Genomic DNA, 16,238 nt, shown 5'->3' with positions numbered 1-16,238 from the left:
GATCGAATTGAGATACCCGACGTGAAGGTCGGTTAGCCACATGGGCAAGGGCGTTTTCAAGCCATTGTAATTGCCCTGGACTCGACTTCTGGCTAATTTCCAGCATAGGTAAATTGGGCGCTTGCCAAAGAATTTCGAAGGTGCCGCTAAAGTGTTGATTGAACCAAGCCCTGTCGACCCAAAGCTGCTGCTCGCCCAACTGCATTAATAGTTGGTCACCATCAACCGCAATCACAGCGCCATAAAAATCTTGTTGGTTATCATCCACTAAATACACAACCGCAGGATAATTAAGCCTTGTGAGCGACATCCAATTGCCCTGCTGTTGATAGCAGGAAAGTCCTTGTTCCAGCGCGGACTGGCACGCCGTTAAGCCCTTAAATGGCACCTTACCCCACACATTAAAGAGACCCGCAAAAGCGGTATCGATACTGCGACTTTGTTTGATGGCCTCCTGTAACACCCGCAAACTCGGATCCGGTGTAACAGTTGTTTGAGACTGATTGACAATGGGGGCGGTATTATTCGCAACAGCATCACTCGGCTTGACGGTATTTTCTGGGGGCAGTGTTTGAGTTGCTTGACTCGCTTGTACCACTGGCACAGTTGCCACATTAGCAACCGCTGGACTCTCGGTAAATAACCAATAGGACACGCCGAAAGCCACAACCAATGCCGCCGCAATAGTGCTCGGCCACAAGAGTTTATTTTGCTGTGGTTCTTCTTCCCCTAATACCTCAGCCGCTGCTTGCCTCACCATATGGTGGTCAATCGGCACCTTAGATTGGGCGTAGCCCGCCATCAAAGCACGTTCACACAGCAAGTTAATTAACCGAGGAATGCCGCCACTGTATTTGTGCAGCACTTTAATCGCTTTACGGGTAAATAGCGGTTCAAAACGGCCAGCCACCTGTAAACGGTGCAATACATAGAGTGCGATTTCATCTTCATTTAGAGGGAGTAGATGATAACGCGCAGTGATCCGCTGGGCTAATTGCCGCAGTTCTTGACGTTTAAGCAGCAATTGCAGCTCAGGCTGACCAATTAGGATCACCTGCAGCAATTTCTTGGTATCTGTCTCAAGGTTAGTCAGCAACCTTAATTGCTCTAACACTTCTGCACGTAGATGCTGCGCCTCATCGATAATGAGTACGGTATTGCGGCCTTTCTCATGATTGGCCAGCAAAAAACGACTCAGATGGTCGGTTAACTGTTTAAGGGTTGGATTTTCACCATAGCTAATCTTCAATTCATCACAAAGCGTGGCGAGTAATTCCAACTCAGTCAGCGAAGGATTTAAAATAAATGCCGTGTCGGTATGATCGGGCAATTGCCCTAGTAAACAACGAGATACTGTGGTCTTACCCGTGCCGACCTCTCCCGTCAACAACACAAAGCCCCCTGTCTCACCCAGTCCATAGGTCAAATGAGCTAAGGCTTCTCTATGTCTGTCACTCAAGAATAAATAATGAGGATTGGGTGCAATCGAAAAAGGGTTATCACTGAGTCCATAAAAGGCCTTGTACATACCACCAATCTTCCTAAGCTAAAAATAACGCCCCACGTTAAAACGTCCCAGTGATATTGTCAAAACATCCGCAACATGGATGTGACATTCCAATAAATATCTGCATCCAAATTCGCCTTGCAATGGCCTCTTCATGTTAAGCTATCTTTATGACACACTAGCTAAAATATGCCTGTGAAAATTTATTTAGTGGGCGGAGCTGTACGAGACAGTCTGCTCAATCTCCCAATAAAAGATAAAGATTATATGGTTGTCGGCGCCACACCGGAGCAAATGCTGCAGTTAGGCTATCGCCAAGTGGGTAAAGACTTCCCGGTCTTTTTGCACCCGAAAACCCAACAAGAATATGCATTAGCGCGAACGGAGCGTAAAGTCGGCCTAGGCTATGGCGGCTTTAGTTGTTACGCCAGCCCGGATGTCACCCTAGAGCAAGACCTGCTAAGACGCGATTTAACCATTAATGCAATCGCTCAAGATGAAACGGGTAAGTTATATGATCCTTATCATGGCATGGCGGACATAGAAGCACGGCTGCTGCGACATGTTTCGGCCGCTTTTTCAGAAGATCCACTTAGGGTACTAAGGGTCGCCCGTTTTGCCGCACGTTTTCATGGCTTAGGTTTCGAGATTGCCCCAGAAACCATGGCGTTAATGCAGCGCATGAGTCAAACCGAGGAGTTAACCGCCCTCACGCCTGAGCGCGTCTGGCAAGAAGTCGATAAGAGTCTTGGTGGCCCTCATCCTGAAGTCTTCTTCGAGGTACTACGCCAATGTGGCGCCTTGAAGGTCCTCTTTCCCGAGATTGATGCGCTTTTTGGCGTCCCACAGCCGGAAAAATGGCATCCAGAAATAGATACGGGTCTGCATACTATGATGGTGCTGGCACAGGCCGCATCACTCACTCAGGACAAAGCCGTGCGCTTTGCCGCCCTAGTACACGATCTAGGTAAAGCATTAAGCCCTAAAGAGCACTGGCCTAAACACCATGGTCATGGGCAAAAAGGCTTGCCAGTGGTCAAAAGTCTGTGTGAACGGCTGCGCGTGCCTAATGAGTATCGAGATCTAGCGCTCTTGGTGAGCGATCAACATCAAAATGTACACCAAGCTTTTGAGTTAAGGGCTGAGACCATTATTAAGCTATTCGATAAAGCCGACTTTTGGCGTAAACCAGAACGACTTAACCAACTTCTATTCGCGTGTATCGCCGATATGCGTGGTCGAACAGGATTCGAACATCAACCTTATCCGCAGAACGACTACCTCAAAGCGTGTTTTTTAGCCGCTAATAAAGTCGATGTAAAGGCAATCATTGCAGCAGGTTTTCAAGGTGCACAGATAAAACAGGCACTCAATTCGAAGCGGATAGAGGTCGTTGAACAAGTGAAACTCAACTGGCAGCAATCTTAAGCCAAACAAACGCCATAAAATTGTAATTTTTTTGTAAATGCGACCACACTTTCTGGTAAATACAGTGCCGTTTTTCGATGAAAAAGGCCGATATAAGCGAGAAAAAACGCTTTTAAAAAAAATTTATATGTCTATAGTGGTTAAACGCATTAATATTCGTAGCAAATTAAAATAGCTATGTCATAATTAGGCAGTTTCGATTCCAAAGTGACGAAACATTCAAATCCAACCTATTTTAAGGGATTTTTTACAATGAACAAAAAAGTACTGATGATTGCTGGTTTAGCAATGACTGCCCTACTAGGTGGTTGTGCAAACACTACTGCTCTGGAAGAAAGCGTTGCAACTCTGGGCAACAAAGTTGATCAATTATCAGCTGATGTTAGCTCTCTGAAATCAGAGCAAAGCAAACTGTCTGCAGACGTTAAAGATGCTAAAGCAGCAGCTATGGACGCACAAGCAGAAGCTAAGCGCGCTAACGACCGTCTAGACAACGTTGCTTCTCGTTACAAGAAGTAATGGTAAGTAATTAACCTGTAATTCAGCAGGTTAGCATAAAAGGCTTGAGAGAGATGAAAGCGAATAGCACATCCATCCAAGCCTTTTTTTATGGCTCGAGTTTACCTTAGTGCCACTATCCCCTCATAAGTAACACTAAACTCAACCTCAAACTTTCTTGGCTCATTTTCCCTTTACACTTCCCCGCGCTTTAAAACTCATTCGATTTAACGACAATCTAAGTTCAAAGCAGAAGCCGCCCACTGATTTGTTTTAAGCGGATTTGATTTTTAATCTCATCTATAAACTTAGTTTTTAAGTTTTCTTAATCCTCGCGAATACTTTTACTTAAAACTTTATTTTTGCCCCAGTGTTATCGTTGGCTTTTTAAAGAAACTGCAACGCGACAAACTGAGGCTATTAGGGAAACAAAGGCAATAATGCGGTAATAATTGTGATAGACAAAAGCGTAATAAAGATAGAGTTTAAGGTACGCGGTTTCGCATTTACATTAAGTCAACATAAAAAGCTCGATTAGTATCATATACTTGCGCAATTAGCCCTGTTCAAGCACCCAGAAACGCATTCCCTAAGCCAATGAATAGATTAAAAAACATCCTGTTTAATTTTGTATTTTGGCCTGTTAGGACTCAATTAAAGACTTTTGCGCTAAGACCAAAACAAAATCAATTTCCAGCACATCGAAGGCTTTCGTCCGAATAAGGTGTTTAACTTGTTCAGAGGCTCGCCACGCATAGGGTGTCATATCCAACAAGACCAGCGCTTGTTCACCCGTAACGGACAAACTAAATTGCAATCGCTGCTGCTCTTTGACAATTAATCCTGAAGGCAAATTAATTTGGGGAGTTTTTTCAGTCAGTTCCGGATAAATACACTCCCTGATTTGCCACAAATGCCGCGCACCTGGGATCACCTGTAACATCAAGCCCTGATCTTTCAGTACTCGCACACATTCTTTCCCCTTCAACGGCTTATCGACCACAGTGATCACGTCGATGCAATTGTCGGCAAAAGGCAGCACTTTTGAGGTGCTTAAGCAGAGTGTTGCAGGGGTTTGCGCTTTGGCCGCAGCAAAAATAGTATTTTCTGCGTCCGCTACGCCGCTGTACTGGACGTTTAGCTCGTTTATGAGTTTAGGTAGTACAGAAGCTAAAGCACGCAAATAGAAGCCGTCAGCGCACTCGTAGTCTAATAGACAATCATTCACTTTCAGATGAGGAGCGAGCATCGCCGCCATTTTTTCAACTAAAGGTGAAAAAATCCCCGACTCAAGCAAGAAGCGCTTTGCCCGCACTTGCTGACGGCAGTCGCCAGTCGGCTTTTGGCGCGCGGGTTTAGTAAAAATCCAATATCCCGCCTCGTTTTTATCAAAATGGTGCTTATTCGCACAGTAAAAACCTTGGGATGCCTGATGCTGCATCAGTGCAGAACCACAGGTAGGGCATTGAAATTGAAGGCTCATAACTAACTCCGTTAACGAAAATCCGCGCCTAAAAACACAAAAATCGGGTACAAGACCCGATTTTTTAGCCATGGCGCCACTGTATTATAGGAAGATAAATCCGCATAACACAGCGCCGAGGATGAGGCGGTAAATCACAAAAGGCGTCATCCCCATACGACTGATGATCTTCAAGAAATAATGAATACACACATAGGCGGCGACAAAGGAAATCACTGTGCCAAGGGTCAACGCTTGATAGTCAATCGGCACTGGGCTTTCAGCCAAATCTTTACCCACTAAAATTGCCGCTCCTAAACTAACGGGCACAGACATCAAGAAGGAGAAACGCGCAGCCGCATCGCGGCTGAGACCTAACATCAACGCCGCCGTCATTGTTGCCCCCGAACGTGAAGTACCAGGAATTAACGCCAGCGCCTGCGCAAAACCGATTAATAGCGCCTTGCGCCAACCAGTTTGATAAACCGTTAAATCGCGGCGAGACATCTTATCCGCCCACCAAAGCAGTAAACCAAAGACTACGGTCGTCACGGCGATAACGCCTGCACTGCGTAAATGGGTTGCGATAAAATCCTTGGCCATAAAACCAAAGAATACGGCTGGTAAGGTCGCAAGAATAATCCACCACGCCAGCTTACTGTCGTCAGAATGCTGACCTTTAAAGATGCTCGCAATCCACGCCTTGAACATCGCCCAAAGCTCGTGTCTGAAATAGATCACTACGGCGAATAATGTGCCCGTATTAACGGCAACGTCGAAGGACAAACCTTGATCTTCCCAACCTAAAATTTGCGATGGCAGAATCAAATGCGCCGAACTGGAAATAGGTAGAAACTCTGTTAACCCTTGAATTAACGCTAAAATAATTACCTGAAACGTATCCATGACAGTCCTATCAATCTATTAAAAAGTGAGCCCATGAGGCCATTCAAAGGCTACTGGCCACAGTTTTTGCGACGCTTTATCATATTCATCCCACATTGTTGCATAGGTTTTCTGTTGCAATGGATGAAGCAAATCTGGGGCAATTTCCGCTAAAGGCCAAAGCACAAAAGCATTAGTGACGATTTCGGCGCGGGGCAAGACCACTGGAGTATGACAAACGACATCATCGTAAAGCAGTAGGTCGATATCTAGGGTTCTTGGACTAAACTTTTTCGCCCCCACCAACCGGCCGTGATTTTGCTCGATTTGCTTAAACTGCGCAACTACCTCGGCAATATGAAGATTGGTTTGCGCACTCGCAACCATGTTTAAAAAATTGGTGCCATTAAACCCCACAGCTTCACTCTCATACATAGAGGAAAGGTGTAGCGGACCAAAATGTTCCCGTAATGACTGCAAGCCCGCCTTCAGATAGCGAGAAGGTTCTATATTACTGCCTAAACTAATGTATATACGTGCCATACCCATGTCCGAACCGTCTGCCTAACTAAGCTAAAACCCGAATCTACAGTAACGATTAGCGTGAGCGTTCAATCTCAACCCCAACGGCAGCAGCCGAAGGCACGGCACCGGGTTTCATCACCACGACTTTGACCCAATTGACCTTAAACTCGTTGAGCACACATTCGGCCACTCGCTCGGCAACGGTTTCGATTAACTCGATGGGCTTTTCGGTAACGAGCTGAGTCAGGCGGTTCGAAACCGTCTCATAGCAGAGCGCGTATTGATAGTCGTCACTTGCCGCGGCGGCCTTGTTGTCCCAAGCCATGTCGAGATCCAAAAACAGGCTCTGCTGGATTTTCTTTTCCCATTCATAGACGCCAATCACAGTATCAATACGTAATTGTCGAATAAGCACTTTATCCATACTAATTCCTACTAACTCATGCCAATGAGGTCTGATAAGCTAAACGCGATAGTGTCTGTATAATCCGCCGTTCGATGGAACGACTAATTTACTTTCTACTCGGACCAATCCGAAGTAGGATAACGCCCAAATGGATTTGTTCGTTCAGAAACTATCGCAACTTGATAACTCGCGTTATCGCTATCGCTTATGACTGAATGCTTGCCAAGAGGCTGTTTAATTGTGGCGCGATAATACCTTAAGACGTGTAAGGAAACCAATGTGAGTCAATTAACACTGACACTTTTGATGATTGTGGCCGCCTATTTAGCCGGTTCTGTCTCAAGTGCTGTGCTAGTGTGTAGGATGAGAGGCCTACCCGACCCCAGATCGCAAGGCTCAGGCAACCCGGGAGCAACCAACGTGCTGCGCATTGGCGGCGCAAGCTCGGCTGCCATGGTGTTATTTTTCGATATGCTTAAGGGGGCCTTACCTACTTATCTTGCCTATTTAATGGGAATTGATGCCATTTCCCTCGGCCTGATTGCGATAGCCGCCTGTCTTGGCCATATCTATCCGATATTTTTTGGTTTTAAAGGCGGCAAAGGCGTCGCGACCGCTTTTGGTGCCATGGCGCCAATTGGCGATGATTTGGCCATTTGCTTGATGGCCTCTTGGGTCGTCTTAGTCCTGATCAGCCGCTACTCTTCCCTTGCAGCGATTATCACAGCCCTGCTGGCACCACTTTACACTTGGTGGCTGGACGATCGCTTTACCATTCCAGTCGCCATGCTCTCGACGCTTATCATCATACGTCATAAAGAAAATATTCAGCGGCTCATGAAAGGCGAAGAATCTAAAGTGTCACGTAAAAAGCGTCCTAAAACACCCTAGTCACGTAATACCATAGTCACTAACACAATAGTTACTCAACACCATAACTACACTAAAACAATATTGAGTGACCAATCCAAGAAAACAATAAAAAACAGCGCATCATGCGCTGTTTTTATTTTGCTTACTTAGCCTGCGATAACTCATGCAACAGGCGGTAAAGTATCGAGCGGCCATCTAGGTTGACCTTTGACCGCTAAGTCTTCCTGTTGGCCTGCCTTTAAACGCTGCAGGCCTGCAAAGGCAATCATGGCGCCATTGTCAGTGCAAAATTCACCACGAGGATAATAAACTCGGCCACCGATAGAGGTCATCATCTCGGCCAAGGTTTCCCGTAAGCGCGTGTTGGCACTCACACCACCCGCGATCACTAAACGGTTATAGCCAGTTTGTTTTAACGCGCGGCGACATTTAATCGCGAGCGTATCGACGACCGCTTCTTCAAAGGCACGGGCGATGTTAGCACGGGTTTGCTCATCATCGGGTTCGGCGGCAATGGTATTGGCGGTAAAGGTTTTAAGGCCTGAGAAGCTAAAATCAAGCCCTGGTCTGTCGGTCATTGGCCGCGGAAATTGATAACCTGCTGGCTCACCTTTGGAGGCCAGTTTTGCAAGCCGTGGACCGCCGGGATAATCCAGCCCCATCAACTTAGCGGTTTTATCGAAGGCTTCACCGGCGGCATCATCCACCGACTCACCTAAGACTTCATAAAGGCCGATACCATCGACTTTTACCAGCATAGAGTGACCGCCAGAAACCAGCAAGGCAACAAAGGGAAACTCAGGCGCATCGTCTTCTAACATTGGCGCGAGAAGATGCCCTTCCATATGGTGCACACCGATGGCGGGTTTGTTCCAAGCAAAGGCAAGTGAGCGGCCAACGCAGGCGCCCACTAATAAAGCACCAATAAGGCCAGGACCTTTGGTGTAGGCAATACCATCTAAATCGGCAATCTCGGTATTGGCGTTTTTCAATGCTTGGCGGATCAGTGGGACAATTTTGCGCACATGGTCGCGGGAGGCCAGTTCAGGCACAACACCACCATAATCCGCATGCAACTTAACCTGACTATATAAAGCATGGGAGAGTAACCCCAGCTTATCGTCATAGACGGCAATACCTGTCTCGTCACAAGATGTCTCAATACCTAGAACCCGCATGGTGCCTCATATTCAAATTACCAAAGGGCGCTAATTCTACCTGTATGATGACAATTACTCCAGTCGCCGATCATCATATTCCCATGGCTAAACCCTGCTCAAAGGATTAGGGCTTTACAAGCCTAGTTGTCTCGGTATAAAATTCCGCACCATTTTAAATACACTTGGTTCAAGCAATTGAACCACACAACCTACACCTAAGGGGTGATGGCGTATGCCAATTATTAAAGTACGTGAAAACGAACCATTCGACGTAGCTCTGCGTCGTTTCAAGCGCTCTTGTGAAAAAGCAGGTATTTTAGCCGACGTGCGTGCTCGTGAATTCTACGAGAAGCCAACTACTGCACGTAAGCGCGCAAAAGCAGCTGCAGTTAAACGTTTAGCTAAAAAGCTTTCTCGCGAAAACGCACGTCGCGTACGTTTATACTAATCTCTTATGAGCCTAATTGATCAGCTAAAAGACCATATGAAACAGGCCATGATCGCCAAAGAGAAGGCGAGATTGAGCACTATTCGTATGGCACTTGCAGCCATTAAACAGATTGAAGTGGATACCCGCGAAACTCTGAATGATGAGCAGGTTATAGCTGTCTTAACCAAAATGGTGAAACAACGTCGCGATTCGATTGCTCAATATGAAGCAGCGGGTCGCAGCGAGTTGGCCGCAGCAGAAGCAGAAGAGATTCAAGTTATTGAAACTTTCCTGCCAACTCCCCTCTCTGAGGCGGAAATTGCCGCGTTCATCGATGCCGCTATTGCTGAAATAGGCGCATCCTCCATGGCGGATATGGGCAAAGTAATGGGAGCATTAAAACCTAAAGTTCAAGGACGTGCAGACATGGGCGCTATCGGCGCTATGATCCGTGCAAAATTGCAATAATTAGCGTTTCAATGTATGAACAAGCCGTGCCTATGCGCGGCTTGTTTGTTTAAATTCGCGCAAGGCGAGATTTTAAGCACTCAATGGCAATACCTCGTGATTTTATCAATGAGCTAATCGCTCGCACCGACATTGTCGAACTTATCGACCGCAAGGTGCCCTTGAAAAAGGCGGGTAAAAACTACTCGGCCTGTTGTCCTTTTCATAGCGAAAAATCACCTTCGTTTACCGTTAGCCGCGATAAACAGTTTTATCATTGCTTTGGCTGCGGAGCCCACGGCAACGCCATCGATTTTGTGATGGAGTACGACAGACTCGATTTTATCGATGCTATTGAAGATCTTGCCGGACAACTGGGCTTAGAAGTCCCAAGGGAACAAGGCACGGGTAAACGCCAAGACGATGGCCTAAGCCGTGATCTCTACCAATTAATGGAAGAAGCGAGTCGCTTTTTTCAAACCCAGTTAAGACAACACCAAGACAAGCAAAAAGTCATCGACTACCTCGCCTATCGCGGATTATCCGATGATATTGTTGAGCATTTTGGGATTGGTTTTGCGCCCGACGGCTGGGATGGCTTATTAAGCCGCTACCGACATAGTCAAGATGCACAGGATAAACTCCTAACCGCAGGCATGCTGATCAGCAATGACAGCGGTAAAAGATACGACAGATTCCGTGACCGCCTGATGTTTCCCATTCGTGACCGCCGTGGTCGTGTGATTGGATTTGGCGGCAGAGTATTGGGTGATGGCACCCCCAAGTACTTGAATTCACCAGAAACGCCCATATTTCATAAGGGCAATGAACTCTACGGCCTATACGAGTTAAAACAACGTCATCGCGATCCCGATAAGGTACTGATTGTCGAAGGTTATATGGATGTGGTGGCCCTCGCTCAATATGGCGTGGATTACGCGGTCGCCTCCCTTGGCACCTCGACGACGGCAGAACAATTCCAATTGTTGCTGCGTAGTGCTAAGGAAGTGATTTGTTGTTATGACGGCGATAGAGCCGGTAATGAGGCCGCCTGGCGCGCCTTAGAAACCGCTTTACCCCTACTCAAACCTGGGGATAAAGTACGTTTTATGTTTTTACCACAATCAGAAGATCCCGATTCAATGGTTCGCAAGATTGGTAAAGACGCATTCGAGCAAATGATGGAAAGCGCCATCACCCTGCCCGAATTTTTGTTTGATACATTAGCGACTAAATTTGGTACCGATAAAGGTAACTTAGCCAAACAAGCCTTTGGCCTAATTGAAAAAATTCAAGATACTGTGCTGCAAAACCTACTGCTTGAGAACTTAGCTCACAAGTTAGGCATGAACAGCTCAGACGATATGAAGAAAAAACTGGGTTTTAGTGTCAAACAAACTAAGCCCACAGCATCAACGGGACTCAAAGGACGCGGTACACCATTGCGACTTGCCATCGCCTTGCTAGTACAGCATCCCGAGCTGGGAATGGGATTATCCCCACAACCGGCATTAAACCATCTGCAAATGCCAGGCATCGACTTGCTGCCATTGCTGTTGGAATTAACACGAGAGCATAGGTTAAACAGCGCACAACTACTTGAACAATTCAGAGACAGCCCCCACAGCGGGACGCTGCATAAATTAGCCCAATGGGACCATCAAGTGGCGGATGAAAACCTGCTCGAAAAGTTTAAACAGACCCTGGTTTGGTTGAACAATCAATATATTGAACAACGATATCAGGAATTGAGTCTAAAACAGACCCATACTAAGGAAGAGAAGATCCAGCTGCAGAAGCTGATCTCAGTCATGAAAGGACTAAACTGAGGCAAAAATGTCCTCATTCAGTATCCCAGTGACTAGCACAGGTAAGTGCACATGGCTATAATTGACGATTTGCGCGGCACTTAGCATAAGCTAACTGTCCGTCGTTGTAACAGTTTCCCAACTTGGATGATATCTATGGATCATACTCCGCAGTCGCAACTCAAGCTGTTGCTTGCCAAAGGTAAAGAGCAAGGTTACTTAACCTATGCAGAAGTGAACGATCACTTACCTGCAGACATGGTCGATTCTGACCAGATCGAAGATATTATCCAGATGATAAATGACATGGGTATTCGGGTGTTCGAAGAAGCGCCAGATGCCGATGACATGATGATGTCGGAAGACAACACAGACGAAGATGCAGCGGAAGAAGCCGCAGCCGCCCTTGCCACAGTAGAAAGTGAGCTAGGCCGCACCACAGACCCAGTGCGTATGTACATGCGCGAAATGGGTACCGTTGAACTGCTGACCCGTGAAGGCGAAATTGTTATCGCCAAACGCATCGAAGAAGGCATCAACACAGTTCAAAGCTCTGTCGCTGAATACCCTCAAGCGATCGCCATGATCCTTGAACAGTACGACCAATACGAAGCCGATGAACTGCGCCTGTCTGATATTATCTCTGGATTTGTTAACCCGGACGAGGAAGACCTAGGTCCTACCGCAACCCATATCGGCTCTGAATTATCGGAAGAAGATCTCGATGATGAAGATGACGATGAAGACGAAGAAGACGAAGACGGTGATGGCGACGGCGATGACGATGGCAACAAGGGTCCCGATCCTGAAGAGGCTCGTGAACGCTTTAGTCAATTAAGAACAGCCTACGAAAATGCGCTTAAAATCATCGAAGCCAAAGGTCGTGAGCATCCTGAATCGGTAAAAGCACTGTTTGAAATCGGTGAAATTTTCAAAGAGTTCCGCCTAGTACCTAAGCAGTTCGACCGCTTAGTGAAAAGCATGCGTACCATGATGGATCGTGTTCGCGTGCAAGAGCGTCTCCTGATGAAGCTTTGCGTCGAACAAGCCAAAATGCCGAAGAAGAACTTTGTTAAATTCTTCACTGGTAACGAAACCAATTTAGATTGGTTCGATGCTGAAAAGAACTCGAACAAGCCTTATGCCGAAGGCTTAAGAATGGTTGAAGAAGATGTGCAGCGTTGCCGTAGCAAGCTGGCCGCCATCGAAGAAGAAACAGGCCTAGTCATTGCCGCCATAAAAGACATCAACCGTCGTATGTCAATCGGTGAAGCCAAGGCTCGCCGTGCGAAGAAAGAAATGGTTGAGGCAAACTTACGTCTGGTAATTTCTATCGCTAAGAAATACACCAACCGTGGTCTGCAATTCTTGGACTTAATCCAAGAAGGTAACATCGGTCTGATGAAGGCAGTAGATAAGTTCGAATACCGTCGTGGTTACAAATTCTCGACCTATGCGACTTGGTGGATCCGTCAGGCAATCACCCGCTCAATCGCGGACCAAGCCCGTACGATCCGTATTCCAGTACACATGATCGAAACCATCAATAAGCTGAACCGTATCTCTCGTCAAATGCTACAGGAAATGGGTCGTGAGCCCTCACCTGAAGAACTGGCAGAGCGTATGATGATGCCGGAAGATAAGATCCGTAAGGTACTGAAAATCGCTAAAGAACCTATCTCCATGGAAACCCCAATCGGTGATGATGAAGATTCGCATTTAGGCGATTTTATCGAGGATACTACCCTCGAATTACCACTGGACAGCGCCACCAGCGAAAGTCTGAAGAGTGCGACCCATGAGGTATTAGCAGGCCTAACAGCCCGTGAAGCGAAAGTATTGCGTATGCGTTTTGGTATCGACATGAATACCGACCACACGCTGGAAGAAGTGGGTAAACAATTTGACGTGACCCGTGAACGTATCCGTCAAATTGAGGCGAAAGCCCTGCGTAAACTGCGCCATCCTTCACGCTCGGAAATCTTAAAGTCATTCTTAGACGAATAGTAAACCCAAGCTTAATTCCAAGCCCCGCCTAGCGGGGCTTTTTATTAGTGCTCACAACCTAAGCATAGAATTGAGACCAATTTGCCATCGTCCTTCAAGATCAGATGGTTATAAATCACACCTCGAATCCAACCTCTGCAAGTAACCAAAGCCGAAACCACAGTTGATTAACAGATAACCACTTGAATCAATTCGGTGAATTTCATCAAAAAACACGGGTGACAAGCGCAAACAAGCTTAGTATACTGCCACTCGCTTTAGGTAATGACGATTACCTTTAGTCGGCCCCTTAGCTCAGTTGGTTAGAGCACACGACTCATAATCGTTAGGTCCACGGTTCAAGTCCGTGAGGGGCCACCACCCAATTCAACAAAAAAGCCCATTTCATAATGGGCTTTTTTGTTCCTGCAATCTATCGATGCTAACTCACATCCACGCGGCTCATTCCCGATAACGAACTAAACACAACTTCAGTTTGTCCTGCTAGTCGATTGCCAGAATAACACTAAAAACAAAGGCGCTTAGTGAAATCCACTTAAGCGCCTTGATACTTCTCCCCGCCTAGCACAAATCGTACTATGGCGCTCGGTTTAATTAGGTCTTTAACTTACCTAATTGTTGATGCTGCTGTTTCACCAGTTCGGCAAGGACCACACTGCTTTGCTGCGCTTCACCCGCGAGGCGCGCCAGCTCCGAGGCCGAGTCAGAAATGCCAGTGATATTGCGGTTAACTTCTTCAGTTACCGCGCTTTGTTCCTCTGCTGCGGCGGCGATATGTGTGACCTGAGAGGAAATTTCCTCAATTTGACTGACCATAGAGTTGAGCGAGGTCAGCGCCTGTTCGGTTTGCGACACAGCCATCTGCGCCCGTTCAGCACCTTTATCAATAATGCCAGACGCGCTGTGAACTTCTTTTTGTAAGGCATCGATAAGCACACTGATATCATCGGTCGAGCTTTGGGTTTTAGAGGCAAGCGCCCTCACCTCATCGGCCACCACGGCAAAACCTCGACCTTGCTCACCAGCACGCGCCGCCTCAATCGCGGCGTTTAGGGCAAGCAAGTTGGTTTGCGCCGCAATCGAGCTAATCACCTCAAGAATACGGCTAATATTAGTGCTACTTTCAGCCACTTTACTCACCGCAACTTTAGCCTGCATAGACTCCTGCGACATAGTGGTTACATATTCCATGGCCTTAGTCAGGCTCTCTTCACTCAGGCGTACATTGCGGGACATAGCTTCGGTTTCGGCGGCGGTTTGCTCAGAGGCTTTCGCCACTTCAAGCGCTGTAGCACTCATCTCGTTGACCGCGGTTACCACGCTTTCGATTTCGCCATACTGACGATGGACACTATCGCGGGTCAATTCCGCAATTTGCGCCGAGGAGAGGCTTTCTTCCTGAGTGCGTCCTGCGAGCGTTTTTAACTCGCTAATCAGGTCTTTCAACTTATGGATAAAGGAGTTAAAGCCTTTGCCCAGTGCAATCAGTTCCGCATGGGCATCGACTACAATGGATTGGGTTAAATCACCATCGGCACTGGCAAGATGTTCCACACGACCTTGGATCATCTTCAGCGGTGCGATAATGCTACGGATCACTATGCTGATAGTAACGACAGCTAAGATAGAAACCGCTAAACCGACAATTAGCAATATGCTGCCAAGTGACGTGGCCATTTCATCCATTTTATCGTTCAACTCAATAGAGCTCTTGAAGGCCTGCGCTTTAGGAACTTGAATAGCCAGAGACCATTCCGCCTTAGCCAGTGGGATTTTTATCGGATAGGCCACGATAATCTCATCATCGTTCGCCATGTAGCCGCCATTTTTGTGTAAAGCGATGATTTGCGAGGCAAGCTTAGGATCGATAGATTCACTCAGAGGGCGCGCTTTTTTACTGTAATGGCTGGCAGCAACCACTAACCCACGGGTACTGAGTAAGGTTACCTTGGCTTGACCGTTGTAAAGGCTCTTAGACAATTTATCGATTAATGCTTGAAATACAGGCAAGTTCACATCGACGCCCACTACCCCAATAAACTGCTTATGCTTGACCACAGGTACAGTTAATGATGTCATCAAGGCCGTATTGCCTGGGCTGATTTCATAGAGATAAGGCTCCATCAGACAAGGTTTTAAGGTTTCCTTGGCGCATAAGTACCATTCAGCCTCTCGGATCCCAAATTCGTTTAAGGTCGTGACATATTTCTCCGATGAGTCATCTATTTGATGATGCTCAACCGTACCATCATCGTTGCGAGTGTAATACACCTCCAATGCCCCAGATGATGCGACGCTGTGGCTAACTTCGATATTTAAAAACTCACTGTCGAGTCCATCATAACCGTTAGGCTCAAATTGCGAATACATAGAAGAGATTTGAGTATTTTTCTTTAACACCGCCGCCACCGCCAGTTCTAAACGGTCACGCTTTAACGGCAACTCATCCGCCGTACTTTCTAACATGCCGGAAAAGGAGAACGGGATCCGATAGGCTTCGTTAATAAAACCCGCCACCATCTCGCCATATTCACCCGCACGGGCTTCGAGTTTGTCACGGGTTTCAATTTGTAGGGTCTCTTGTACCTGATTGGACAGTTCAGTGTTTTGGTCCGAAAGGGTCCACCAGAGGCTGATGGAAAGAATGGCAACAATTGAGAGAAATAAGGCGGAAGTGATCCACAACAACTTAGTACTGATGGACAAATGCTTCATCGAGTAAACTCCAAAGGATAGAAGGTCAAGAGCCTAAATATTTTGATCTAGTTCATTTTTATTTTTGCTTCTCAGTTTAAAAAATAG

Annotated in this window: 14 protein-coding genes and 1 tRNA gene; 8 read left to right on the top strand and 7 right to left on the bottom strand. The window is 46.7% G+C overall.

From position 1 onward, the window contains the following. Positions 1-1,528, bottom strand: a 1,528-nt coding sequence (locus tag ACK5NH_RS15455; RefSeq protein ID WP_416921473.1) for an ExeA family protein, incomplete at its 3' end; no start/stop codon positions are given. A 174-nt stretch (positions 1,529-1,702) separates the two neighbouring features. Here ACK5NH_RS15455 and ACK5NH_RS15450 point away from each other — a divergent pair. Together ACK5NH_RS15450 and ACK5NH_RS15445 are read left to right on the top strand one after the other, a co-directional pair. After that, a complete protein-coding gene (locus ACK5NH_RS15450) occupies positions 1,703-2,935 on the top strand; it encodes a multifunctional CCA addition/repair protein (protein WP_416921477.1) in 1,233 nt (410 codons plus the stop codon). A 252-nt stretch (positions 2,936-3,187) separates the two neighbouring features. Beyond that, a complete protein-coding gene (locus ACK5NH_RS15445) occupies positions 3,188-3,454 on the top strand; it encodes an Lpp/OprI family alanine-zipper lipoprotein (RefSeq protein WP_011623648.1) in 267 nt (88 codons plus the stop codon). A 622-nt stretch (positions 3,455-4,076) separates the two neighbouring features. On the opposite strand, the gene ACK5NH_RS15440 is transcribed toward ACK5NH_RS15445, so the two are convergent. The 4 genes from ACK5NH_RS15440 to folB all read right to left on the bottom strand — a co-directional run bounded on the left by ACK5NH_RS15440 (position 4,077) and on the right by folB (position 6,729). Then, complete coding sequence (locus tag ACK5NH_RS15440) at positions 4,077-4,916, bottom strand: putative RNA methyltransferase (protein WP_416921470.1); 840 nt, start codon at positions 4,914-4,916, stop codon at positions 4,077-4,079. A gap of 84 nt (positions 4,917-5,000) precedes the next feature. Continuing rightward, the gene (locus ACK5NH_RS15435) at positions 5,001-5,801 is read right to left on the bottom strand and encodes an undecaprenyl-diphosphate phosphatase (protein WP_416921468.1); all 801 of its coding nucleotides are present in this window, start codon (positions 5,799-5,801) and stop codon (positions 5,001-5,003) included. An 18-nt stretch (positions 5,802-5,819) separates the two neighbouring features. Next, positions 5,820-6,323, bottom strand: a complete 504-nt coding sequence (folK, locus tag ACK5NH_RS15430) for a 2-amino-4-hydroxy-6-hydroxymethyldihydropteridine diphosphokinase (protein WP_416921466.1) — start codon at positions 6,321-6,323, stop codon at positions 5,820-5,822. 55 nt (positions 6,324-6,378) lie between these two features. Next, a complete protein-coding gene (gene folB, locus ACK5NH_RS15425) occupies positions 6,379-6,729 on the bottom strand; it encodes a dihydroneopterin aldolase (RefSeq protein ID WP_023266748.1) in 351 nt (116 codons plus the stop codon). A gap of 261 nt (positions 6,730-6,990) precedes the next feature. Here folB and plsY point away from each other — a divergent pair, with 261 nt between their 5' ends. Continuing rightward, positions 6,991-7,602 (top strand): glycerol-3-phosphate 1-O-acyltransferase PlsY, encoded by a 612-nt coding sequence (gene plsY / locus ACK5NH_RS15420; RefSeq protein ID WP_416921463.1) that lies wholly within the window; start codon positions 6,991-6,993, stop codon positions 7,600-7,602. A gap of 143 nt (positions 7,603-7,745) precedes the next feature. On the opposite strand, the gene tsaD is transcribed toward plsY, so the two are convergent. Next, the gene (gene tsaD / locus ACK5NH_RS15415) at positions 7,746-8,762 is read right to left on the bottom strand and encodes a tRNA (adenosine(37)-N6)-threonylcarbamoyltransferase complex transferase subunit TsaD (protein ID WP_416921461.1); all 1,017 of its coding nucleotides are present in this window, start codon (positions 8,760-8,762) and stop codon (positions 7,746-7,748) included. A gap of 214 nt (positions 8,763-8,976) precedes the next feature. Between tsaD and rpsU the strand changes: the two genes are divergently transcribed. The 5 genes from rpsU to ACK5NH_RS15390 all read left to right on the top strand — a co-directional run bounded on the left by rpsU (position 8,977) and on the right by ACK5NH_RS15390 (position 13,796). After that, on the top strand, positions 8,977-9,192 hold the full coding sequence (rpsU, locus tag ACK5NH_RS15410) for a 30S ribosomal protein S21 (protein WP_006080725.1): 216 nt from the start codon (positions 8,977-8,979) through the stop codon (positions 9,190-9,192). A gap of 6 nt (positions 9,193-9,198) precedes the next feature. Further along, on the top strand, positions 9,199-9,642 hold the full coding sequence (locus tag ACK5NH_RS15405) for a GatB/YqeY domain-containing protein (protein WP_011717923.1): 444 nt from the start codon (positions 9,199-9,201) through the stop codon (positions 9,640-9,642). Positions 9,643-9,725: 83 nt separating this feature from the next. Further along, the gene (dnaG, locus tag ACK5NH_RS15400; RefSeq protein ID WP_416921457.1) at positions 9,726-11,450 is read left to right on the top strand and encodes a DNA primase; all 1,725 of its coding nucleotides are present in this window, start codon (positions 9,726-9,728) and stop codon (positions 11,448-11,450) included. 135 nt (positions 11,451-11,585) lie between these two features. Further along, positions 11,586-13,436: an RNA polymerase sigma factor RpoD gene (gene rpoD, locus ACK5NH_RS15395; protein WP_416921455.1), complete on the top strand. Its 1,851-nt coding sequence runs from the start codon at positions 11,586-11,588 to the stop codon at positions 13,434-13,436. Positions 13,437-13,719: 283 nt separating this feature from the next. Further along, positions 13,720-13,796, top strand: a tRNA-Ile gene (locus ACK5NH_RS15390). 234 nt (positions 13,797-14,030) lie between these two features. Here the strand turns inward: ACK5NH_RS15390 and ACK5NH_RS15385 are convergent. Next, complete coding sequence (locus ACK5NH_RS15385) at positions 14,031-16,151, bottom strand: methyl-accepting chemotaxis protein (protein WP_416921453.1); 2,121 nt, start codon at positions 16,149-16,151, stop codon at positions 14,031-14,033. Positions 16,152-16,238: the final 87 nt, after the last annotated feature.

Source organism: Shewanella sp. (genome assembly GCF_047975355.1).
Taxonomy (GTDB): Bacteria; Pseudomonadota; Gammaproteobacteria; order Enterobacterales; family Shewanellaceae; genus Shewanella.
The sequence above is the reverse complement of the archived record's forward strand: the minus strand, read 5'-3'. Positions and strand labels throughout refer to the sequence as shown.

What these genes read in the sequence shown, in the direction of transcription:
- ACK5NH_RS15440 (WP_416921470.1), bottom strand. Translation starts at nt 4,916, where the DNA reads ATGAGCCTTCAATTTCAATGCCCTACCTGTGGTTCTGCACTGATGCAG.
- ACK5NH_RS15435 (WP_416921468.1), bottom strand. Translation starts at nt 5,801, where the DNA reads ATGGATACGTTTCAGGTAATTATTTTAGCGTTAATTCAAGGGTTAACA.
- ACK5NH_RS15445 (WP_011623648.1), top strand. Translation starts at nt 3,188, where the DNA reads ATGAACAAAAAAGTACTGATGATTGCTGGTTTAGCAATGACTGCCCTA.
- rpoD (WP_416921455.1), top strand. Translation starts at nt 11,586, where the DNA reads ATGGATCATACTCCGCAGTCGCAACTCAAGCTGTTGCTTGCCAAAGGT.
- dnaG (WP_416921457.1), top strand. Translation starts at nt 9,726, where the DNA reads ATGGCAATACCTCGTGATTTTATCAATGAGCTAATCGCTCGCACCGAC.
- rpsU (WP_006080725.1), top strand. Translation starts at nt 8,977, where the DNA reads ATGCCAATTATTAAAGTACGTGAAAACGAACCATTCGACGTAGCTCTG.
- tsaD (WP_416921461.1), bottom strand. Translation starts at nt 8,762, where the DNA reads ATGCGGGTTCTAGGTATTGAGACATCTTGTGACGAGACAGGTATTGCC.
- folB (WP_023266748.1), bottom strand. Translation starts at nt 6,729, where the DNA reads ATGGATAAAGTGCTTATTCGACAATTACGTATTGATACTGTGATTGGC.
- ACK5NH_RS15385 (WP_416921453.1), bottom strand. Translation starts at nt 16,151, where the DNA reads ATGAAGCATTTGTCCATCAGTACTAAGTTGTTGTGGATCACTTCCGCC.
- folK (WP_416921466.1), bottom strand. Translation starts at nt 6,323, where the DNA reads ATGGCACGTATATACATTAGTTTAGGCAGTAATATAGAACCTTCTCGC.
- ACK5NH_RS15405 (WP_011717923.1), top strand. Translation starts at nt 9,199, where the DNA reads ATGAGCCTAATTGATCAGCTAAAAGACCATATGAAACAGGCCATGATC.